Origin of the sequence: Sphingomonas sp. Leaf242 (genome assembly GCF_001422045.1) — a bacterium.
Taxonomy (GTDB): Bacteria; Pseudomonadota; Alphaproteobacteria; order Sphingomonadales; family Sphingomonadaceae; genus Sphingomonas.
Genome location: NZ_LMLW01000007.1, coordinates 543,379 through 563,117, shown reverse-complemented (window position 1 = coordinate 563,117; position 19,739 = coordinate 543,379). Strand labels below are relative to the sequence as shown.

The 19,739-nt window shown below is 66.2% G+C and carries 19 protein-coding genes; 9 read left to right on the top strand and 10 right to left on the bottom strand.

The window, feature by feature from the left end; genetic code table 11:
* Nucleotides 1–18: 18 nt before the first annotated feature.
* Nucleotides 19–519, top strand: coding sequence for a tetratricopeptide repeat protein (locus tag ASF09_RS06925; protein WP_200912547.1), 501 nt, complete (start codon nucleotides 19–21; stop codon nucleotides 517–519).
* 163 nt (nucleotides 520–682) lie between these two features.
* Here the strand turns inward: ASF09_RS06925 and rsmA are convergent, their stop codons facing one another.
* The 4 genes from rsmA to ASF09_RS06905 form a co-directional block, all read right to left on the bottom strand.
* Nucleotides 683–1,513: a 16S rRNA (adenine(1518)-N(6)/adenine(1519)-N(6))-dimethyltransferase RsmA gene (gene rsmA / locus ASF09_RS06920; protein ID WP_060525727.1), complete on the bottom strand. Its 831-nt coding sequence runs from the start codon at nucleotides 1,511–1,513 to the stop codon at nucleotides 683–685.
* 11 nt (nucleotides 1,514–1,524) lie between these two features.
* Nucleotides 1,525–2,562 carry a 4-hydroxythreonine-4-phosphate dehydrogenase PdxA gene (gene pdxA / locus ASF09_RS06915; RefSeq protein ID WP_235529696.1) on the bottom strand — a complete coding sequence of 346 codons (1,038 nt, stop codon included), beginning with the start codon at nucleotides 2,560–2,562 and terminating at the stop codon, nucleotides 1,525–1,527.
* Nucleotides 2,540–4,033, bottom strand: coding sequence for a peptidylprolyl isomerase (locus ASF09_RS06910; RefSeq protein WP_235529691.1), 1,494 nt, complete (start codon nucleotides 4,031–4,033; stop codon nucleotides 2,540–2,542). Before ASF09_RS06910 ends, pdxA begins: the two co-directional genes overlap by 23 nt.
* Before the next feature lie 93 nt (nucleotides 4,034–4,126).
* Nucleotides 4,127–6,394 carry an LPS-assembly protein LptD gene (locus ASF09_RS06905; protein ID WP_060525724.1) on the bottom strand — a complete coding sequence of 756 codons (2,268 nt, stop codon included), beginning with the start codon at nucleotides 6,392–6,394 and terminating at the stop codon, nucleotides 4,127–4,129.
* A gap of 182 nt (nucleotides 6,395–6,576) precedes the next feature.
* Here ASF09_RS06905 and ASF09_RS06900 point away from each other — a divergent pair, with 182 nt between their 5' ends.
* The 4 genes from ASF09_RS06900 to ASF09_RS06885 all read left to right on the top strand — a co-directional run bounded on the left by ASF09_RS06900 (nucleotide 6,577) and on the right by ASF09_RS06885 (nucleotide 9,668).
* Nucleotides 6,577–8,052, top strand: a complete 1,476-nt coding sequence (locus ASF09_RS06900) for a leucyl aminopeptidase (protein WP_060525497.1) — start codon at nucleotides 6,577–6,579, stop codon at nucleotides 8,050–8,052.
* A gap of 156 nt (nucleotides 8,053–8,208) precedes the next feature.
* Nucleotides 8,209–8,655 carry a DNA polymerase III subunit chi gene (locus ASF09_RS06895; RefSeq protein ID WP_060525723.1) on the top strand — a complete coding sequence of 149 codons (447 nt, stop codon included), beginning with the start codon at nucleotides 8,209–8,211 and terminating at the stop codon, nucleotides 8,653–8,655.
* Between the two features lie 72 nt (nucleotides 8,656–8,727).
* The gene (ndk, locus tag ASF09_RS06890; protein WP_060525496.1) at nucleotides 8,728–9,150 is read left to right on the top strand and encodes a nucleoside-diphosphate kinase; all 423 of its coding nucleotides are present in this window, start codon (nucleotides 8,728–8,730) and stop codon (nucleotides 9,148–9,150) included.
* Nucleotides 9,150–9,668 (top strand): GNAT family N-acetyltransferase, encoded by a 519-nt coding sequence (locus tag ASF09_RS06885; protein ID WP_060525495.1) that lies wholly within the window; start codon nucleotides 9,150–9,152, stop codon nucleotides 9,666–9,668. The genes ndk and ASF09_RS06885 overlap by 1 nt, the downstream gene beginning before the upstream one ends.
* Before the next feature lie 146 nt (nucleotides 9,669–9,814).
* Here the strand turns inward: ASF09_RS06885 and ASF09_RS06880 are convergent, their stop codons facing one another.
* Genes ASF09_RS06880 through purM form a run of 4 tightly spaced genes read right to left on the bottom strand, consistent with a single transcriptional unit; the run spans nucleotide 9,815 to nucleotide 12,459 of the window.
* Nucleotides 9,815–10,420: a hypothetical protein gene (locus ASF09_RS06880; RefSeq protein ID WP_060525494.1), complete on the bottom strand. Its 606-nt coding sequence runs from the start codon at nucleotides 10,418–10,420 to the stop codon at nucleotides 9,815–9,817.
* Nucleotides 10,417–10,782 (bottom strand): MmcQ/YjbR family DNA-binding protein, encoded by a 366-nt coding sequence (locus tag ASF09_RS06875; protein ID WP_060525493.1) that lies wholly within the window; start codon nucleotides 10,780–10,782, stop codon nucleotides 10,417–10,419. Before ASF09_RS06875 ends, ASF09_RS06880 begins: the two co-directional genes overlap by 4 nt.
* Nucleotides 10,779–11,351, bottom strand: a complete 573-nt coding sequence (gene purN, locus ASF09_RS06870; RefSeq protein WP_060525492.1) for a phosphoribosylglycinamide formyltransferase — start codon at nucleotides 11,349–11,351, stop codon at nucleotides 10,779–10,781. The genes ASF09_RS06875 and purN overlap by 4 nt, the downstream gene beginning before the upstream one ends.
* Nucleotides 11,344–12,459 (bottom strand): phosphoribosylformylglycinamidine cyclo-ligase, encoded by a 1,116-nt coding sequence (gene purM / locus ASF09_RS06865; RefSeq protein ID WP_060525491.1) that lies wholly within the window; start codon nucleotides 12,457–12,459, stop codon nucleotides 11,344–11,346. The genes purN and purM overlap by 8 nt, the downstream gene beginning before the upstream one ends.
* On the opposite strand from purM, the gene ASF09_RS06860 reads away from it, so the two are divergent.
* From ASF09_RS06860 to ASF09_RS06845, 4 genes are read left to right on the top strand one after another with little or no spacing between them, the layout of a single operon-like run.
* Nucleotides 12,458–13,768 (top strand): heavy-metal-associated domain-containing protein, encoded by a 1,311-nt coding sequence (locus ASF09_RS06860; RefSeq protein ID WP_060525490.1) that lies wholly within the window; start codon nucleotides 12,458–12,460, stop codon nucleotides 13,766–13,768. The two genes, purM and ASF09_RS06860, sit on opposite strands and share 2 nt — an antisense overlap.
* A gap of 11 nt (nucleotides 13,769–13,779) precedes the next feature.
* Complete coding sequence (locus ASF09_RS06855) at nucleotides 13,780–14,424, top strand: HdaA/DnaA family protein (RefSeq protein WP_056050416.1); 645 nt, start codon at nucleotides 13,780–13,782, stop codon at nucleotides 14,422–14,424.
* Nucleotides 14,425–14,440: 16 nt separating this feature from the next.
* Nucleotides 14,441–16,606, top strand: coding sequence for an RNA degradosome polyphosphate kinase (locus ASF09_RS06850; RefSeq protein ID WP_056481892.1), 2,166 nt, complete (start codon nucleotides 14,441–14,443; stop codon nucleotides 16,604–16,606).
* Complete coding sequence (locus ASF09_RS06845; protein WP_060525489.1) at nucleotides 16,603–18,114, top strand: Ppx/GppA family phosphatase; 1,512 nt, start codon at nucleotides 16,603–16,605, stop codon at nucleotides 18,112–18,114. Before ASF09_RS06850 ends, ASF09_RS06845 begins: the two co-directional genes overlap by 4 nt.
* Before the next feature lie 132 nt (nucleotides 18,115–18,246).
* Here the strand turns inward: ASF09_RS06845 and ASF09_RS06840 are convergent, their stop codons facing one another.
* Both ASF09_RS06840 and rnd read right to left on the bottom strand, forming a co-directional pair.
* Entirely contained in the window at nucleotides 18,247–18,543 is a 297-nt protein-coding gene (locus ASF09_RS06840) for an I78 family peptidase inhibitor (RefSeq protein ID WP_060525488.1), read from the bottom strand.
* The gene (gene rnd, locus ASF09_RS06835) at nucleotides 18,540–19,715 is read right to left on the bottom strand and encodes a ribonuclease D (protein ID WP_060525487.1); all 1,176 of its coding nucleotides are present in this window, start codon (nucleotides 19,713–19,715) and stop codon (nucleotides 18,540–18,542) included. The genes ASF09_RS06840 and rnd overlap by 4 nt, the downstream gene beginning before the upstream one ends.
* Nucleotides 19,716–19,739 lie beyond the last annotated feature (24 nt).

Genomic DNA, 19,739 nt, shown 5'->3' with positions numbered 1-19,739 from the left:
TCCCGCCTGGAGACGATGATGCGTTTTTCGTCCGTTGCCCTTGCCGCTGCGCTGACCGTCGTATGCGTGTCGACTTCGCTCAGCGGGCAGCGTCCCGACGCCCAGATCGACGCGCGCTCGATGCAATTGTTGGCGCAGGGCCGTTCGTTGATGACGGCGGGCAACCTCGACGGCGCGACGGATGTGCTCGAAACGTCGGTCGCGGTCGATCCGCGCAACCGAGCCGCGTTCCTCCTGCTGGCACGCGTCGCGGAAACGCGTGACCTGCCAGGCAAGGCGATCCGCCTGTACCGCGAGGCCTTGTTGCTGGAGCCGAACGACGTCGCGGCGTTGAAGGGGCAGGGCGAGGCTCTGGTCGCCAAGGGCGCCGTTGTCCGCGCGAAGGACAATCTCGTGAAGATCCGCACGCTTTGCAAGGGTGTCTGCCCCGAAGCGACGCAACTCGCGGCAGTGATCGCCAAGGGGCCGCCGATTGCGACCGCGCAGATCGAGAAGACACCGGTAGCCGCCAAGGACTGAGATACCAGCGGATACATCGCCATTTCACCACCCCGGCGAAGGCCGGGGTCCAATTGGGGAACGGTGCTAAGTGCGGACGGCGCGAGGTTACTGCCACCTCTCCAATTGGGCCCCGGCCTACGCCGGGGTGGTGCACCATGGTCCTACGTCGAATGCAGTCCGCTTAGGTGCGTACCGGTGAGCCGACGGCTTTCGCCAACGCCACGAAATCCGCAACGGACAGCGTCTCCGCCCGCCGCGTAGCCTCCACTCCGATCCGCTCCAGTCCATCAAGCGCCCCCGGCACGCCCTTCAAACTTTGTCGCAACATCTTGCGCCGCTGCCCGAACGCCGCGCCCGTCAGTCGCTCCAGCACCGCGAAGTTCACGCCCTCGGGCGCTTTGACCGGCGTGAGATGCACCACCGCCGACATCACCTTCGGCGGCGGCGTGAACGCCGATCGGTGCACCGGCATCGCGATCCGCGCGGTCGAGCGCCACTGCGCCAGCACCGCAAGCCGTCCGTAATGATCGTCGTTGGTCTTCGCGACGATCCGCTCGGCGACTTCCTTCTGGAACATTAGCGTGCACGATTGCCACCACGGCAGCCAGGACGTCGACAGCCACCCGACCAGCAACGCCGTGCCGATGTTGTACGGCAGGTTCGACACGATATGCGGCTTGCCCTCGAACAGCGCCGGCGCGTCGACCTCCATCGCGTCGCCCTCGATGACCCGCAGCCGCCCCGGATACGCCTCGCCAAGCTCCGTCAGCGCAGGAATGCACCGCCGGTCGCGCTCGATCGCAGTCACCCGCGCACCCGCCGCGAGCAATGCGCGCGTCAGGCCGCCCGGGCCGGGCCCCACTTCGAGCACCTCGTCATCCTGAAGATCGCCCGGCACCGCTGCGATCCGCTTGAGCAACTGCCCGTCGAACAGAAAGTTCTGCCCAAGCGCCTTGCTCGCGTTCAGCCCATATCGCGCGATCACCTCGCGCAGCGGGGGAAGCTCCGTCAATGCAGCCTCGCTCACGACTGGGCAGCGGTCTGAGCGCGCCGGTCCGCCGCTTCACCCGCCATCGCGATTGCCGCGATCATCGCACCCGGCTCGGCTATATTCTTGCCGGCGATCGCGAACGCGGTGCCGTGATCGGGCGAGGTCCGCACGATCGGCAGGCCCAGCGTCATGTTCACGCCCTCGTCGAAATGGATCGTCTTCAACGGCACCAGCGCCTGATCGTGATAGCAGCACATGACGACGTCATAGGTCGCCCGCGCCCTTGGATGGAACATCGTGTCCGCCGCGAACGGCCCGGTCGCATCGATACCTTCGTCGCGCAGGATCGCGATCGCCGGGGCGATGATCTCGATCTCCTCGCGGCCAAGTGCGCCCTGTTCGCCGGCATGCGGATTGAGCCCGGCAAAGGCGAGCCGCGGGTTCTCGATCCCGAAATTCCTGAGCAGACCGCGGGCGGTCACGCGCGACTTCGCAACGATCAACTCGATCGACAGCGCCCCCGAGACCGCGTTCAGCGGGATATGCGTGGTGATCGGCACCACCTTCAGCGACGGCCCGGCCAGCATCATCACCGCGTTATCGGCGGCGACACCGGAGCGCTCGGCGACGAATTCGGTCTGTCCCGGATGCGTGAAGCCGATCGCATAGAGCTGCGCCTTCGACACCGGCCCGGTCACCAGCGCGCGCGCTGCGCCGTTCCGAACCAGTCCGACCGCCAGTTCCAGCGCATGCAACGCAGAGCGCGCACCGCCCGCATCGGGCTGTCCCGGGACGATCGCGCCGCCATCGCCGATCGACAACACCGGCAGGGTGGAGGGAAACGCCGCGACCGCCTCGGCCAGATCGGCAACGCGCGCGATCGGCCCCGCCCAGACCCGCTCGATCGCGCGCGCATCGCCGACCGCGACGAACGGCGGCAGGTGATGCGTGACCCGCGCGTCCCACGCCTTGGCGATGATCTCCGGCCCGATACCGGCAGGATCGCCCATCGAGATCGCGATTGGCGGCGTGGCGGTCATGTCGCGCTCAACGATAGTCGACGATCGCATCGCGCCGCAGATCGCGCAGCTTCTGCTGCGCGCGCAGGTTGACGCGCTGCTGTTCGAGCTGGCCCTGGATCTGCTCCGAATTCGGCACCGATCCACCGGCGGCTTCGTCGCGGCCGCACAATACCAGCGCACGCACACCCTGTTCTGCAGACCCGAACGGCGGCGTCGACTGGCCGACCTGGAGCTTCAGCATGATCTCCTGCAACTGCGGCGGCAGGTCGCGGATCCGGACCGTATCGTTGTCGACCACGTCGGCGCCGATACCGGCCGCGACCTTCTCGACGGTGCCGCAACCGCGTAGGTCCTGCGTCGCCTTGGCAAAGGCCTGCGCACGCGTGCTCGCCTGCGCCTGCGTCGTGTTCGGCGGGAACCGCAACGTCAGCTGCTTCAGGCTGAGCTTGGCATCGCGCGGGTCGGCGGTCAGCACCTGGCGCTTGTCGGTGAGATACAGGATCGAATAGCCGCCTGGCACCTCGATCGGTCCGGCGACCTGACCGACCTGCATCGAGGTCGCGGCTTCGGACAGCGGACCCGGCAGAGTCGCCGCACGGATCCAGCCGAGATCGCCGCCGACCGCACGCGTCGACGCTTCCGAGAACTGCCGCGCGAAATACTCGAACGGCTGCGCGCCCTTCTGGATCTCCTGCAGGATCTGCTTGGCGTTCGCATAGACCTGCTGGCTGTTCGCCGGCGTCGCCGCGAGATAGATTTCCTTCAGGTTGAACTCGTCGGTGCCCTTCGCGGCCTGGAGACGGTCGATGATCGACTTCACCTCCTCGTCGCCGACGTTGACGAACGGCTCGACGCGCTTGCGCAGATAGCGCTGCCAGGCGAGTTCGCCCTCGATCTGCCGCTTGAGCGACCGTTCGGACGATCCGGATTCGCGCAGATAGGCGCGCATCGCCTCGGGGGTGCGGTTGAAGCGCTTCGATACGCCGGCGAAGCTCTGCGTCATCTCGGCGGGCGTGATGACGACGTCGGCGGTCTTCGCCTCCTGGATCTCGAGCGTCTCGTCGATCAGCTGGCGGAGCACCTGCAGCTTGAGCCGATCGCGATCCTCGGGCGACAGCTTCGCCTCGTTCGCCATCGCCACCAGCGCGACCCGCTGGTCGACATCGGTGCCGGTGATCACCGTGTCGTTGACGACCGCGGTCGGCTTGCGGACGTTGGGGTCGAGCTTGCCGAAAATCTGGAGGTTGGTCGGGATATCAAGGCCGGTATTGTCCGGCACGCTCTGGTCCTGGACCGTCTGGCCCGAGTTGGCCTGATCCGCATTCGGCTGAGATGGAGCCTGCTGGGACGGAGCAGGCTGAGCAGCAGCAGCCTTCGATGGAGCAGCCCGCGACGCAGCCGGCTTGGGCGCCGCCCGGCGCGGCGCAGTCTGCGCGATCGTGCTCGCGGCGAGTGCCGCCAGGACGACGGTCCCGATCATACGGCCGCCACGCGCCGCCAGTCGAACATCATGCTTCAAGTGTCGATATCCCATCATCGGCCTAGCGGACCGCGTCGCCACGTCATGGCGGCGCATCCGGCAAGGCTTGCCTCATCGTAGCTGAATGCGGGCTTAGCGGCCGAGATTGGTGAAGGCCAGCGTCAACAGGTAGCTGTTGCCCTTCCGCGCGTCGCCCGTGTTATTGTAGGTCCGCCGCCAGGTCGCGCCAAGGCGGAGGCAGTCGTCCTCGTACTGGAAGCCGACGCGGTGGCGGATCGGCGTGAAGCCGTCGCTGGCCGACAGCGGGTCCTCCGACTTGTTCGTGAGATCGACCACCGCCGACCCGAACGCCGACCAGAAGCGCGCGAACTGGACGCGGCCGGCTGCACGGATTTCCTCGCGATCGCGCAGATCCTCGATCGAGGCGTCGATGTTGCGGTTCAGCTTCAGGTAGCCGACCAGCACATAGGTCGCGCGCGATCCGATCGTCGCGTCGATCTCATTGCGGCGGATCGCGAACCCGTCCTTGTCGAGCCGATAGCGATGGACGATCGAGACGAAGTCCCGGAACCGCAGCTCGGTACGACCAACGATATCGGAGAAGCGATCACTGAGCCCGGTGCCATCGGGCAGGATCGTCGGACGCGTGCTCAACCGATAGCTCTGGCCGACATTGGTCGTGAAGCTGATCCCCGGCAGATCGAACGCCCATTCGCCGCCATAGGTCGCGCGCGACGAATCCTCGAAGCGGTCATAGCCGGCGAACCGGTTGAGCGAGAACAGATTGGTGTCGTCGAGATCGACTGCGCGCGAATCCTCGTTCGGCAGCGTGATGTTCGCGAACTTCGGCGCCGCGACCAGCTGAATGCGCGGCGTGAAGCGCTGCGTACCGCCGAGGAACGTCCCGATGAACGGCCATTTCACATCGACCGCGACCGCGCCGATCGCGCGCTGGCTGAACCCTTCGAGCCCGCGGTAGCTGAGGTTGGTCGTCGCCAGCGTATCGTTCGTATTATACAGGTCGCCGCGCGCGAACGCCGTGAACGTGACTTCCTGCCCCCAGTTGGTCAGCCGCCGCAGATCCCATTGCAGGCTGGCGAACGCGCGCTGCGTGTCCTGCCCATCGGTCCTGGTCAGCGCGAGCGTGTTGAGCTGAAGCTGGAACTTGCCGCCGATCAGGCCGTCGTCGAAGCGCTTGCGGTAATCGATCTCGGGCAGCGCGATCGGTTGCTGGCCCTGGCTGTCCTTGACGCGCAGGGTTTGCGCATACCAGCCGCTGACCGCGAAATAGCTGGTGTCGTCGATCCGTTCGAGGCTGGCGGTGGTGCGCAGCCGGTCGTCGCGCGAGATATCGTAGCGGCGCAGGAACGTGCGATCGGTGGTCAGGCGAAGCGATCCGCTCGCGGTCCAGTTCGGTGAGAGCTGATAGCGCGCCATGCCGTCGACATAGCCACGGAACGCCATCTCGGTATCGGTCGGGTTGGCGGTGTTGAGGTCGTCGCTGCGCCGGCTCTCGGTTGCATAGGCGCGGACGCTGAACGCCCCCTTGGTGCTGAGCGCGGAATAATCGACCTGCGCCATCGGCAGCACGCTGCTGTAGATGTGCGGCGTGACGATCAGCCCCTGGTTGGGGGCGAGCTTGAAATAATAGGGTACGCTGACTTCGAGGCCGTTGACGCGGCTGTAGCCGCCGTTCGGCGAAAGCAGCCCGCTGTCACTGTCGCCACCGACCGGGTTCGAGAATTTGGGCAGCGGCAGGCTTGGCAGACCGAACAGATGCAGGCGCGCGCCGGCGTAATAGATGCGCTTGCGCTCGGGGCGATAGGTGACGCGAACCGCGGTGATCTTCCACGTCGGTTCCTTCGGACACCCCGCCGAGCTGCCGACCGCGCACGGCGTATAGGCGGCGGTCTTCAAGTTGACCGTACCGTCGGCGTCGCGCGTACCCTGCTTGGCTGCGAGCCGACCGCCCTGTTCGAGCACGACGAGCATGTTGTCGACCACGCCGTCCTTCAGCGAATCGGTCAGGTTGATCTCGTCACCATAGGCGATGTCGCCTTGCGGGTTGGTGACCGCGATGTTGCCGGACGCGACGACCTTGCCGGTCTGCCGGTTCCACACGACCTTGTCGGCGCGCAGACGGTTGCCCTGACGGAACATCCGGACCTCGCCGGTCGCCGTGACGATCTGCGTGTTGGTGTCGTATTCGAGTCCGTTGGCGCTGAACTGCACCTGGTCTTCGGCAGGAGTCGCAGCGGGCGCGTTGGCGACCGGTGCGTCCTGCACGGGGGGCGGGACCGGACGGCTCTGGAAATCCTGGGCATGCACGGGCGAGCTCGCCAGTCCGCACGCCAAGGCGAGCGAAACGGCACAACCCGTCAAAAGGTCGATACGCAACACGATTCGAACCAACCCCTTTGGCATTCGGCAGCCGTTTGCCGCCCTATCGCCCGCCTATCGCACCACCGGCGCTTCGCTGCAATCGCCGTGAGATGACAGGCCGCCACCTTGCTTTGCCAAGCCCGCGGCATCAACTTAGGGCCAAGCCCATCCTACCGTTCAAAGCTTCCCGAGGTTTCTTCATGCAGATCGTCTTCGCCCCGACCGTTCCGGCCAACGCCCCGATCCTAGCCGTCCCCGTCGCCAAGGACGGCTTGGCGAAGATCAATTGGAGCGCGATCGGCGGCGATGGCGAGGCAGTGGCGACCAGCGCAGCGACTGCGGCACGCTTTGTGGGTGAAGCAGGCTCGGTGATCGAGCTGTTCGTGCCGGTCGACGGCGCGGTTCGCCAGGTCCTGCTCGTCGGAGTCGGTGCGGGCGAGACCGCTGATTGGGAGAAGGCTGGCGGTGCGATCACCGCACGTCTGCTGACCTCGGGCGCAACGTCGGTAGTCGCCGACCTATCGGCTGGTACCACGCCGACCGCCAAGGCCGCCGCACACTTCGCCGCTGCCGCTGCTCAGCGCGCATGGCGCTACGACGCGTACCGCACCAAGCTGGCGGAGAAGTCGAAGCCGACGCTGACCGAGATCACCATCGCGGGCGCACCGGACGGCACCGATGCTGCCTGGAACGAGGCGGCCGCAGTCACCGGCGGGCTCGACCTGACGCGCTGGCTCGTGACGTCGCCGCCGAACGTGGTCTATCCCGAGAGCTTCGTCGAGAAGGTGACGAAGGACGTCGAGGGTCTCGGGCTCGAGATCACGGTGCTTGACGAAGCGCAGATGACCGAGCTCGGCATGGGCTCGCTGCTCGGCGTCAGCCAGGGCTCGCGCCGTGAAGCACGCATCCTTGCGCTCAAGTGGAACGGGGCAGGGGCCGATGCGCCGACGCTCGCGTTCGTCGGCAAGGGCGTGACGTTCGATTCGGGCGGCATCTCGATCAAGCCCGGCGCGGGCATGGAAGACATGAAGTGGGACATGGGCGGCGCTGGCGCGGTCGCTGGCGCGATGAAGGCACTCGCCAGCCGCAAGGCCAAGGCGAACGTCGTCGGTGTGATGGGCCTGGTCGAGAACATGCCCGATGGAGCTGCGCTGCGTCCGAGCGACGTCATCACCTCGATGTCCGGCCAGACGATCGAAGTGCTCAACACCGACGCCGAGGGTCGCCTCGTGCTGTGCGATTGCGTGACCTGGGTGCAGCAGGCGCACAAGCCGACCACGATCGTCGATCTCGCCACGCTCACGGGGGCGATGATCGTCGCGCTCGGCACCGAGAATGGCGGCATCTTCGCCAACGACGATGCGCTTGCCGATCAGCTGATCGCGGCCGGCAAGACCACCGGCGACACGCTGTGGCGCTTCCCGCTGTCGCCCGCCTACGACAAGCTGATCGACTCGCCGATCGCCGACATGAAGAACGTCGGCCCCCGCGGTGCCGGTTCGATCACCGCCGCCCAGTTCATCAAGCGCTTCGTCGACGAGGGTGTGAAGTGGGCGCATCTCGACATCGCCGGCATGGTCTGGTCCGACAAGCCCGGCACCAACCACGACAAGGGCGCAACCGGCTACGGCGTACGCCTGCTCGACCAGTTCGTCGCCGACAATTTCGAGAGCTGAACGACGGGGAGGGGGAACGCCGACCCCCTCCCGTCATCTTGTTCTTCGTCATCCTGACGAAAGTCAGGACCCAGGATACCAAACGATGCGCTCCGTTGCTCTGGATCCTGACTTTCGTCAGGATGACGGAATGGGTTGGCCAGGGGGATGGAAACTATGCAGGTCGATTTCTACCACCTAACCAGCCCCCTCGACCGCGTCCTCCCGCGCATCGCTGAGCGCGTCGTCCAAACCGGCGGCCGCCTCCTGATCGTCGCCGAATCCGAGGAACAGCGCGTCGCGCTCGACCGCCTGCTATGGTCCTACGCCCCTGAGAGCTTCCTCCCCCACGCCCAGGCCGGCAGCACCGACGACACCGCCCAACCCATTCTAATCACTCAAGATATCCAGGAATCGGCCCCCGCCAACGCCGCTCGCAACGTCGCGGTGGTAGACGGACGTTGGCGTGACCTTATCCTAACCTTTGACCGAGCCTTCCACCTCTTCGACGACGAAGCGATCCAGGAAGCGCGCTTGGCGTGGAAGGCACTGGCAGACCGAGACGACGTCGAACGCCGCTACTGGAAGCAGAACGACTCCGGCCGCTGGGAACAGGCCGCATAGGTTGCTTTAGCGCCGCGCCCCGCCTAAGCGCCGCGCATCCGATTACCGTCAACACAGGAGCCCGTGACCATCATGGCCGCGAACCGTACCTTTTCGATCATCAAGCCCGACGCAACCCGCCGCAACCTGACCGGTGCGGTCACCAAGATGCTTGAGGAAGCCGGCCTGCGCGTCGTCGCCTCGAAGCGCATCCAGATGACCCGCGAGCAGGCCGAAGGCTTCTACGCGGTCCACAAGGAGCGTCCGTTCTTCGGTGAGCTCGTCTCGTTCATGATCTCGGGCCCGGTCGTCGTCCAGGTTCTCGAAGGCGAGAACGCGATGCAGCGCAACCGCGACATCATGGGCGCCACCAACCCCGCCAATGCCGATGCCGGCACGATCCGCAAGGAACTCGCCGAGTCGATCGAAGCCAACTCGGTTCACGGTTCGGATTCGGACGAGAACGCCAAGATCGAGATCGCGTACTTCTTCAAGCCCGAAGAAATCGTCGGCTGATGACCTGGCGGCTGCGACGGGCTGAGCCGGGCGATGCGCCCGCGCTATCGCTCGTCGCATCCGCCACGTTCCTCGATACCTATGCGACCGTGCTGACGGGGGCGGACATCGTCGCCCACTGCACGACGAAGAACAGCATCGCCACGTTCGAGACGTGGCTGTCCGATCCCGCGACGATCGTCACGCTCGCCGAGCACGAGCCCGGCCATGCGCCGATCGGCTACACGGTGCTGACCGCGCCGGACTTTCCGATCGAGCCCGGCCCCGCGGACATCGAACTCCGCCGCATATACCTGATGAAGCAGGCCCAAGGCTCAGGCCTGGGCGCCGCCCTGATGGCCCGCGCCCTCGAAGACGCCACGGCGGCAGGCCGAATCCGAGTCCTGCTGGGCGTATGGGACCAAAACACCCGCGCCCGAGCCTTCTACGAACGCCAAGGCTTCAAGGTGATTGGCACCCGCCAGTTCACGGTCGGCACCACCCTCCACGACGACCCGGTCTACGCACGAACGGTGTGAGTTTCCCCGGCGAAAGCTCCGCACTGCACAGCATCACTACCACCCCGGCGAAGGCCGGAGCCCAATTGGATATGTCGCAGTAACGGAACGCGGCCCTCCCTTAGCAACGTTCCCCAATTGGACCCTGGCCTCCGCCGGGGTGGTGTCTAAGCTGTCGGCTTCTCTTTCACCCAAATCGCATCAAGCTTCGCCTGATCTCCACCACGCTGGCGAACCTGCAAGCCCTCCAGCTGGAATGCCCGACTACGCCACCTGCGACCATGTGTCTTCCAGATCACATCGTAAATCCCGCTAGCGGTCCGCGTCGTATCCCCGTCGAAATACTGCACGCTGACCAGCACCGGCAGCCGCCCCGCACGATCGTCCGACCCACCATCGGTCAGCTTCAACATCGCATCCGAAACCCATGACCCGTCGATGATCGGTTCAGCCGGCGGCCGCTGCGGCGAGACGCCGAGCGCACGCGGGAACGTGATCGTCACGTCCTGGAGGTCATGCCGCGCATCCTTAAGCAACAGCGTGTTGCCGCCATCCTGCACGATCGCCGACAGATCGATCTTCGTCCGCTCGCGCGCCGCACTCGACTGCGCAGCGATCTTGTCAGCCTCGTTCGCACGGTGATCCGACCAGTTGGTCCACAGCGTCAGCGCCGCGATGAGTACGCCCGCAACGGCTACGACCTCGGCCAGCGTCACCCAACGCCGCCGCGTCGCCGCAGCCTCGCGCCGTTCGGTCGGTGTCTCGGTGCTCATCGCCCGCCAGCCTCCAGCAAGCGGGCAGGGGCCGCCAGTTCCCAACTCCGCGCGATCCGGTCCTCCACCAGCGCCCAGTCCGGATCGTCGGCGACATTCATCCCGACCCAGCCGGTCGCGCCAAGATACGCCGGCCGCGAATACACGGCCGGGTTCGCCTCGATCAGCGTCGTCTGTTCATCGGTGCCGCTGGTCTTCACGCACACCATGGTCAATCCATCGCCGTGATGATCCGCCCGGAACTGCGCGAACTGCTTGTCGGCCACGAAGAAGGTCGGCTGGCCATGCGAAACCTTTTCCTCGGTCTCCGGCAGCGCCAAAGCCGCCGCGCGAACGCGGCCGAGGGGGGACAGATCGGTCATCGCGTCACGAACTCCGCCAAGGTCTTCGGGTACAAAGCATGTTCGGCCGCCAGAACGCGACGCGCAAGCGCATCCGCATCGTCGCCGGCATGGATCGGCACCTCGGCCTGACCCAGCACCACGCCGCCATCGAGTTCCTCGGTCACGACATGCACCGAGCAACCGCCAACCGCATCGCCCGCCGCGATCGCCCGCGCATGCGTGTCGAGGCCCTTGTACTTGGGCAGCAGCGACGGATGGATGTTGACGATCCGGTCCCGCCACGCGGCGACGAACCCGTCCGACAGCAACCGCATATACCCGGCGAGCGCAACGACCTCGACACCAGCCTCGCGCAACGCCGCGTCGATCGCCGCCTCATAGGCCGGCTTCCCCAGACCTTTCGGCGAGAGCGCGAACGTTGCCACCCCCTCCGACCGAGCCCATTCGAGCCCGGCCGCGTCCGGCTTGTCAGAAGCAACCACAGCGATCTCGTACGGACACCCCGCCGCGCGCGATGCGCCGACCAGCGCCATCATGTTCGATCCGCGCCCCGAGATCAGCACGCCGACGCGCGTCTTGTCAGCCATGCGTCGCGGTCCAGTCCTCGCGCGCGCTCCACGTCCCCGCCGACCCACGAACCGTGCAGCCTTGCGCCCCGGTCTCGATCCGCCCGATCGTGAACACCGTCTCGTCCGCCGCCTCAAGCGCCGCGGTCACCGCCTCGGCCTCGTCGGCACTCACTATCACGACCATGCCGATCCCGCAGTTGAACGTCCGCGCCATCTCCTCTGGCTCGATCGCGCCCTGAGCCTGCAGGAACGCCATCAACCGCGACTGCTCCCAGGCATCCGCATCGACCACCGCATGCACGCCCTCGGGCAGCACGCGCGGGATGTTCTCCAGCAAGCCGCCACCGGTGATATGCGCCAGCCCCTTGATCTTCCGCTCGCGCAGCAACGGCAGCAGGCTCGCGACATAGATGCGAGTCGGCGCCATCAGATGATCGATCAGCAACTTGTCCTGATCGAACAACGCAGGCCGATCGAGCTTCCAGCCACGATCGGCGGAAAGGCGCCGAACCAGCGAGAACCCATTCGAATGCACGCCCGACGACGCCAGTCCAAGCATCACGTCACCCGAAGCAATCTCGCGCCCGGTCAGCACGTTGGTCCGCTCGACCGCGCCGACGCAGAAGCCCGCCAGATCATAATCGCCGTCCGCATACATGCCCGGCATCTCGGCGGTCTCGCCCCCGATCAGTGCGCAGCCGGCGGTCTTGCAGCCTTCCGCAATCGAGGCGACGACGCGCTCGGCGACCGCCGCATCGAGCTTCCCGCTCGCATAATAATCGAGGAAAAACAGCGGCTCGGCGCCTTGGACGATCAGGTCGTTGACGCACATCGCGACGAGGTCGACGCCGACACCCTCATGCCGATCCCACTCGATCGCCAGCTTCAGCTTGGTACCCACGCCGTCGTTCGCCGCGACCAGCAACGGATCGACGAACCCTGCCGCCTTGAGGTCGAACATCCCGCCAAAGCCACCAAGATCGGCATCCGCGCCCGGCCGCCGCGTCGAGCGCGCGAGCGGCGCGATCGCCCGCACCAGCGCATTGCCCGCGGCGATCGAAACGCCCGCCTGAGCGTAGGTGTAAGGGCCCGAAGCGGGAGCGGCGGAGTCTGGCGTATCGGTCATGATCGGTGCTGCTAGCCACATCGCGCTTGGATTTCCACGTCTGCTTCGCCAAAAGGCCCGCGTGACGCGTATCAAAGCCCTTCCTGCCGCCCTCGCCGGCGCTGCTCTGCTATTGAGCGGCGGCACAGTGCTCGCGCAAATCGAAGGCGGCAGCCGAGGCGCGGCTCCAGTCGACAGCGGCAGCGCGTACGAGGTGAGCGGCGTCACGGTCGACGTAGCCGGCAAGACCGCCGACGCCGCGCGCTACAGCGGCTGGCGGCTCGCCCAGCGAAAAGCCTGGGTGCAATTGTCGAACCGACTTGGCGGTGGAGGCGGTCTCGTCTCCGACGGCACGCTCGATTCGCTCGTCTCCGGCATCGTCGTCGAGAACGAACAGATCGGCCCGCAGCGCTACATCGCCAAGCTCGGCGTGCTGTTCGATCGCGGCCGCGCCGGATCGATCCTCGGCATCTCGACATATGCCGATCGTTCGCAGCCAATGCTCGTCATCCCCGTCCAATATTCGGGCGGCGTCGGCCAGGCGTTTGAGCAGAGCACGCAGTGGCAGCAGGCCTGGGCACGCTATCGCACCGGCAACAGCAGTATCGACTATGTCCGCCCGTCAGGCTCCGGCCCCGACGCGCTGCTGCTCAACGTCGGCCAGACGCAGCGTCCCGGCCGCGGCTGGTGGCGGACGATCCTCGACCAATATGGCGCGAGCGACGTGCTGACCCCGGTCGTGAAGCTCTACCGCCAATGGCCCGGCGGCCCGGTGATCGGCGTGTTCGAAGCGCGCCACGGCCCCGACAACGAGCTGATCCGCAGTTTCACGTTGCGAGTCGGTACGCCCGACGGCATCGCGCAGCTACTCGATACCGGCGTGAAGCGGATCGACGACCTGTACCAGCAGGCCCGCCGCAACGGTTCGCTCCGCGTCGACTACAGCCTCTCGCCACCGCCGCCGCCCGAAGCCGCAACGATAGACGACCTGCCCACAGACGAGACCGCCGACGCCAATACCGCGGCGCTGACCGGCGGCGAAGGCATCTCCGTAATCGTCCAGTTCGACACGCCCGCAGCCACGGCCGTCTCGTCTACGGAAGCCGCACTCCGCGCGATCCCCGGCGTCCGCTCGGCGGCTACCACCAGCCTTGCGCTCGGCGGCGTCTCACTGATGCGCGTCGCGTACGACGGCGACCCCGCGGCGCTGAAGACCGCGCTAGAAGCCCGCGGCTATCAGGTATTCGGCTCCGGCCAGACGATCCGCATCCGCCGGGTCGCCCAACTTCTTCCGCCGGATTTGCCGGCGGATAATGCGACGACAGGGTGAGCGCGACCAAGATGACTCAAATTGCGCTGCCACTCGGGTGGCCGGCGGACCCTCGCGACGATGCCTTCCTGGTTACCCCCTCCAACTCGCGCGCCGTCCACACGCTGGAGCACACTGCCACCTGGCCCGTGATGACCGCCATCCTCACCGGCCCGCGCAAATCGGGCCGCAGCCTGCTCGCGCGGATCTTCGCGGCGAAGAGCGGCGGGACGATCATCGACGATGCCGAGCGCGTGCCCGAGGCGCAGCTGTTCCACGCCTGGAACCGCGCGCAGGAGGAGCACAGGCCGCTGCTGATCGTCGCCGACGCCGCGCCGCCCGAATGGAAGGTCAAGCTCCCCGATCTCCGCTCCCGTCTCGCCGCCAGCCCGATCGCCGCGATCGGTGCGCCCGATGACGAACTCATGCGGCTGCTGCTGGCGCATCTGTTCGAGCGCCGCAGCCTCGATGCGCGGCCCGATCTGATCGACTGGCTCGCGACCAGAATCGAGCGCAGTCATATTACCGTAACGCGAACCGTGGATGCGCTCGATCAGGAGGCGATGGAACGTCGCAAGCGCTTGTCCATTCCTCTTGCACGAACCACACTCACCGAGGCCGGGTTGATCCTCCGGCCGCAACTCGCTCTCGACCTCCCGCTCTTCACGCCACCATAAGCCCCCAAGAGGCCCGATGAACCGTCCAGCCCATATCGTCCGCCAATCGGAAGACGACGACGATCCCATCGGCGCAGAGCCGAACGACCGGTTTTTCAACCGCGAGCTGTCCTGGCTGGCGTTCAACCGCCGCGTGCTGGAGGAGGCGTGCAACCCCGCGCACCCACTGCTCGAGCGGCTTCGCTTCCTGTCGATCTCGGGCTCCAACCTAGACGAGTTCTTCATGGTCCGCGTCGCCGGTCTGAAGGGACAGCAGACGCAGGATGTCGATCGGCGATCGGCGGACGGCCTCACCGCCGGCCAGCAGCTGACGGCGATCGTCCGCGAGGCCGACGAACTGATGGCCAGCCAGCAGGCGGTGTGGGGCGACCTGCGCGTGCTGCTCGACGAAGCAGGGCTGTTCGTCCTGCGGCGCGAGGCGGTCGAAGGTGAGGCCGACGAGTGGCTCGAAACGCATTTCCGCGATCAGATCTTCCCGATCCTGACCCCGCAGGCGCTCGACCCCGCGCATCCGTTCCCGTTCATCCCGAATCGCGGGCTGTCGGTGATCTTCGACCTCGTCCGCCGTTCGGATAACGAGCCGGTCCGCGAACTGGTGATGCTGCCGCACACCATGACGCGTTTCGTTCGCCTCCCTGGCGAGCCTGCGCGCTATATCTCGATCGAATCGATCCTGAAGCGGTTCGCACCCGTCCTCTTCCCCGGCTACGAAGTCCTCGCCGCCGCCAGCTTCCGCGTCCTGCGAGACAGCGACATGGAGATCGAGGAGGAGGCCGAGGACCTCGTCCGCTACTTCGCCAACGCGATCAAGCGCCGTCGCCGCGGCCGCGTGATCCGCCTCGAACTCGAAACCGGCATCCCGGACGTGCTGGCGGCTGTGCTCAAGGATGAGCTCGGCGGTGCCGACGCGATCATCACCGAGAGCGGCAACCTACTCGGCATCGTCGACCTCGACGGGCTGGTCGATGAGGATCGTCCCGACCTGAAATTCCCGCCCTTCACGCCGCGCTTCCCCGAACGCATCCGCGAATTCGGCGGCGACTGCTTTGCGGCGATCAAGGCCAAGGACATCGTCGTCCACCACCCTTACGAGACGTTCGAAGTGGTGCTCGCCTTCCTGAAACAGGCGGCGAACGACCCGGATGTGGTGGCGATCAAGCAAACGCTTTACCGCGCCGGCAAACAGCCTGCGGTCATCAACGCGCTGATCACCGCGGCCGAGGCGGGCAAGTCCGTCACAGCGGTCGTCGAGCTGAAGGCGCGGTTCGACGAAGAGCAGAACATGGTCTGGGCCTCCGCGCTGGAGCGCGCGGGCGTGCAGGTCGTCTACGGGTTCATCGACTGGAAGACGCACGCCAAGGTTTCGCTGGTCGTCCGCCGCGAAGGCCAGGCGTTCCGCACCTACTGCCATTTCGGCACGGGCAATTATCACCCGGTCACGGCCAAGATCTACACCGACCTCAGCTTTTTCACCGCCGACGCCGCGGTCGGGCGCGATGCGGCGCAGATGTTCAACTACATCACCGGCTATGTCGAACCGACCGACATGGCGCGTGTCAGCTTGAGCCCACGCGACCTCCGCCAGAATTTGATGAACCTGATCGACGTCGAGATCGCCAACGCACGCGCGGGCAAGCCCGCCGGCGTCTGGGCGAAGATGAACTCGCTGGTCGACCCTGCGGTGATCGAGAAGCTGTACGAAGCGAGCGGGGCAGGGGTCGAGATCGACCTCATCATCCGCGGCATCTGCTGCCTGCGCCCGGGTGTTCCCGGTCTGTCCGAGACGATCCGCGTGAAGTCGGTGATCGGGCGCTTTCTGGAGCACAGCCGGATCTGGGCGTTCGGCAACGGCAAGGCGCTCCCCAACGACGGTGCGAAGCTATTCATCTCGTCGGCTGACTGGATGCCGCGGAATTTCGACCGCCGCGTCGAATACATGCTGCCGATCCTCAACCCGACCGTTCACGACCAGATCCTCGATCAGGTCATGGTCGCGAACCTGATCGACAACGAGCAGAGTTGGGAGCTAGGCCCCGACGGCGAATATAGCCGCGTCGATCCCGGCGACCGCCCATTCAACCTGCATCGGTATTTCATGACGAATCCTTCGCTCTCCGGCCGCGGCGCCTCGCTCGCGACCAGCAATGCCGTACCGACGCTGTCGCTCCGTCGAAAACGATGAGCGTTACCAATATCCTGTTCGGCAATTCCCCGCCCAAGGCCGAGACCGACGATCACCCGCGCACCGGGATCATCGATATCGGCTCGAACTCGATCCGTCTGGTGGTGTATCAGGGGCCGCCACGGCTCCCCGCGATCCGGTTCAATGAGAAGGTGTTGGCGGGGCTCGGTCGTGGCCTCGCCGCGACTGGCGCGATCGAGAAGTCCGCGCTGAAGACCGCACGCGTTGCGCTCGCGCGGTTCGCGGCGGTGGCGAAGGAAATGGAATGCTCGACGCTCCGCACGGTCGCGACTGCGGCGGTACGCGATGCGAAGAACGGCGGCGAACTCATTGCCGCGGCTGAACAACTCGGCCTGACCGTCGAGACGCTGTCCGGCGAGCAGGAAGCCAGCGCGGCCGGCTACGGTGTCTTGTCCGCTATCCCCGAAGCAGACGGCATTGTTGGCGATCTCGGTGGCGGCAGTCTCGAACTCGTCCGCGTTCGTCGCGGCAAGATCGAGGACCGTGTCTCGTTTCCGCTAGGCGTCCTGCGGATCGGCCCGATCCGCGCCAAGCGCGGCAAGGTGCTCGCCCGCTACGTGGCACGTCTGGTTCGCGAGGCCGGCTGGACCGCGAAGGGGCAGGGGCTGCCGCTGTATCTGGTCGGTGGATCGTGGCGCGCGCTGGCACGGCTCGACATGGAGCTGTCGGACTATCCGCTGCCGATCATCCACCAATATTCGATGACCGCGGCGACGATCACCCGGCTCAGCCGGACGATCCCGCAACTGTCGAAGCCGCGCCTGAAGGCGATTCCGGGGCTGTCGTCGGGCCGCACGGCAACGCTCGCCGACGCCGCAGCGTTGCTCGGCGTGCTGATGCGCCAGCTCGGCAGCCGGACGACGATCGTATCCGCCTATGGCCTGCGCGAAGGTCTGCTCTACGAAGACCTGAAGCCCGCAGACCGCACGCTCGATCCGCTGATCGTAGCAGCACGCGAAGAGGGGCGCCTGCTCGGCCGCTTCCCCGAGCACGGCGATCTGCTCGACCGCTGGATCGCACCGCTGTTCGCCACCGAGCCGCCCGCAATGGCGCGAATCCGCCACACGGCATGCTTGCTCGCCGACGTCGGCTGGCGCGCGAACCCCGAGTTCCGTGCCGAACGCGGCGTCGAGGTCGCGCTGCACGGCAATTGGGTCGCGATTGACGCGCCCGGCCGGGGGATGCTGGCGCAAGCTCTTTACACCAGCCTTGGTGGCGATCTGGCGGCGGCAGATCCTGTAGGGCGGCTGGCAACGCCTGCCGCGCTGAAGAGCGCTACGGCCTGGGGCATGGCGATGCGGCTCGGCCAGAGGATGAGCGGCGGTCTAGCCGGACCGCTGAAGCGCTCGCAACTCGCGGACGATGGCGTATCGCTCACGTTGACGCTGCGTTCGGACGATCGCGGTCTCTACGGTGAGGCCGTGGAACGTCGCCACGCAGCGCTAGCCTCCGCCTTGGGACGCAAACCCCAACTGGCTCTTGCCTAAATCCTCCCCTGCAAGGGGAGGTGGCAGTCCGCAGGACTGACGGAGGGGTATCACGCTATCGAAGGGACACACCCCTCCGTCTGGCAAGTGCCAGCCACCTCCCCCGCAGGGGGAGGATTTAAGCGAGCGGGTTTAGGCGCAAGTAAAGCGTTCGATCCGGCCTTTGGCGTCCACATAGACGTTCAGGCGATCGGCGCGGAAATCCATCGTCACCGCGGTATTCGGCGCGATCCAGCGGAGCGTGCGTGCACCCGACCGCTTCTGCATGACGTCAGCCCGAGCATCGCTAGCCCGCTTGCCCACAAGATCGCCCAACGACTCGGCATTGCAAGCCGCAGCAACCGGCAAAGCGGCAGGCGTCTCGCCGCGCATCTCGACCGGCGTACACGCCGCCGACCCGAGCAAGACTGCAACCAGAACGATCCTCATGCGGCATCCTCCGTACGGGTCATCTTCAGCTTCCCGCCGATCACTGCAAACGCCAGTCGCCCCTCGACCAGATCCAGTGCATCGCGCCCGAACTGATCGAACCGCCAGCCTTCGAGCATCGGCAGCCCAGTGCGAACGCCCGCCGCCAGCGCCTCGAGTTCATCGGTCCGCGCGAGCAGTTTCGACGCGACATCAATGTCTCGCGAGCGGATCTTGAGCAACAGCTTGAGGAGATCCGCGACCAGCGAACCCTCCTTGCCAAGCCCGGGTTTGCGATCGTCCCGCGGCGGCAATTCGTCGTCACCGAGCGGCTGTGCCCCCTCAATCGCCGCCATCAAGCGGCCACCGATGTCGTTACCGGCCCAGGTCGCCGACAGCCCGCGCACCCGCGCCAAGTCCGCTTGCTTCCGCGGCGGATGCCCCGCCATGTCGCCGAGAGTCTCGTCCTTGACGATCCGCCCGCGCGGCAGGTCCTTCGCCTGCGCCTCCAACTCACGCCACCGGGCCAGTGCCTTCAACCGCCCCAGCACATCAGGCTTGCGCCCCGAGATCCGAACGCGCTTCCACGCCAGATCGGGATCGTTCGCGTAATTGGCGGTATCGCCGAGTCGCTCCATCTCTTGGTCGAGCCAAACGCCGCGCCCGGTCTTGCGCAACCGCTCCAGCATCTTCGGAAAGATCTTCGACAGATGCGTGACGTCGCCGATCGCATATTCGATTTGCCGCGCGTCGAGCGGCCTGCGCGCCCAGTCGGTAAACCTAGCACCCTTGTCGACCGCAATGCCGAGCCAACTGTCGACCAGGTTCGAATAGCCGATCTGCTCGCCCTGCCCGAGCGCCATCGCCGCGACCTGCGTGTCGAACAGCGGGAAGGGTGTCTTGCCTGTCAGGTTGTAGACGATCTCGATATCCTGCCCGCCGGCATGGACGACCTTCAGCACGTCGTGATTCTCGACGAGCAGGTCGAGCAGCGGCTTCAGGTCGATCCCAGGCGCCATCGGATCGATCGCGGCGGCTTCCTTGTCGTCGGCGATCTGGATCAGGCAGAGCTCCGGGTAATAGGTGCTCTCGCGCATGAATTCGGTGTCGACGCACACATAGTCGGCGTCGGCCATGCGCGCGCACAGATTGGCGAGCGTGGCACTGTCGGAGATAAGCGGGTGGATATGCATCGCCCGTCCATAGCGAGCCTCGTT

Coding starts and splice junctions, on each gene's coding strand:
- ASF09_RS06925 (WP_200912547.1), top strand. CDS start 19: ATGCGTTTTTCGTCCGTTGCCCTTGCCGCTGCGCTGACCGTCGTATGC.
- pdxA (WP_235529696.1), bottom strand. CDS start 2,562: ATGCGATCGTCGACTATCGTTGAGCGCGACATGACCGCCACGCCGCCA.
- ASF09_RS06900 (WP_060525497.1), top strand. CDS start 6,577: ATGCAGATCGTCTTCGCCCCGACCGTTCCGGCCAACGCCCCGATCCTA.
- ASF09_RS06895 (WP_060525723.1), top strand. CDS start 8,209: ATGCAGGTCGATTTCTACCACCTAACCAGCCCCCTCGACCGCGTCCTC.
- ndk (WP_060525496.1), top strand. CDS start 8,728: ATGGCCGCGAACCGTACCTTTTCGATCATCAAGCCCGACGCAACCCGC.
- ASF09_RS06885 (WP_060525495.1), top strand. CDS start 9,150: ATGACCTGGCGGCTGCGACGGGCTGAGCCGGGCGATGCGCCCGCGCTA.
- ASF09_RS06880 (WP_060525494.1), bottom strand. CDS start 10,420: ATGAGCACCGAGACACCGACCGAACGGCGCGAGGCTGCGGCGACGCGG.
- ASF09_RS06875 (WP_060525493.1), bottom strand. CDS start 10,782: ATGACCGATCTGTCCCCCCTCGGCCGCGTTCGCGCGGCGGCTTTGGCG.
- purN (WP_060525492.1), bottom strand. CDS start 11,351: ATGGCTGACAAGACGCGCGTCGGCGTGCTGATCTCGGGGCGCGGATCG.
- ASF09_RS06860 (WP_060525490.1), top strand. CDS start 12,458: ATGATCGGTGCTGCTAGCCACATCGCGCTTGGATTTCCACGTCTGCTT.
- purM (WP_060525491.1), bottom strand. CDS start 12,459: ATGACCGATACGCCAGACTCCGCCGCTCCCGCTTCGGGCCCTTACACC.
- ASF09_RS06855 (WP_056050416.1), top strand. CDS start 13,780: ATGACTCAAATTGCGCTGCCACTCGGGTGGCCGGCGGACCCTCGCGAC.
- ASF09_RS06850 (WP_056481892.1), top strand. CDS start 14,441: ATGAACCGTCCAGCCCATATCGTCCGCCAATCGGAAGACGACGACGAT.
- ASF09_RS06845 (WP_060525489.1), top strand. CDS start 16,603: ATGAGCGTTACCAATATCCTGTTCGGCAATTCCCCGCCCAAGGCCGAG.
- ASF09_RS06840 (WP_060525488.1), bottom strand. CDS start 18,543: ATGAGGATCGTTCTGGTTGCAGTCTTGCTCGGGTCGGCGGCGTGTACG.
- rnd (WP_060525487.1), bottom strand. CDS start 19,715: ATGCATATCCACCCGCTTATCTCCGACAGTGCCACGCTCGCCAATCTG.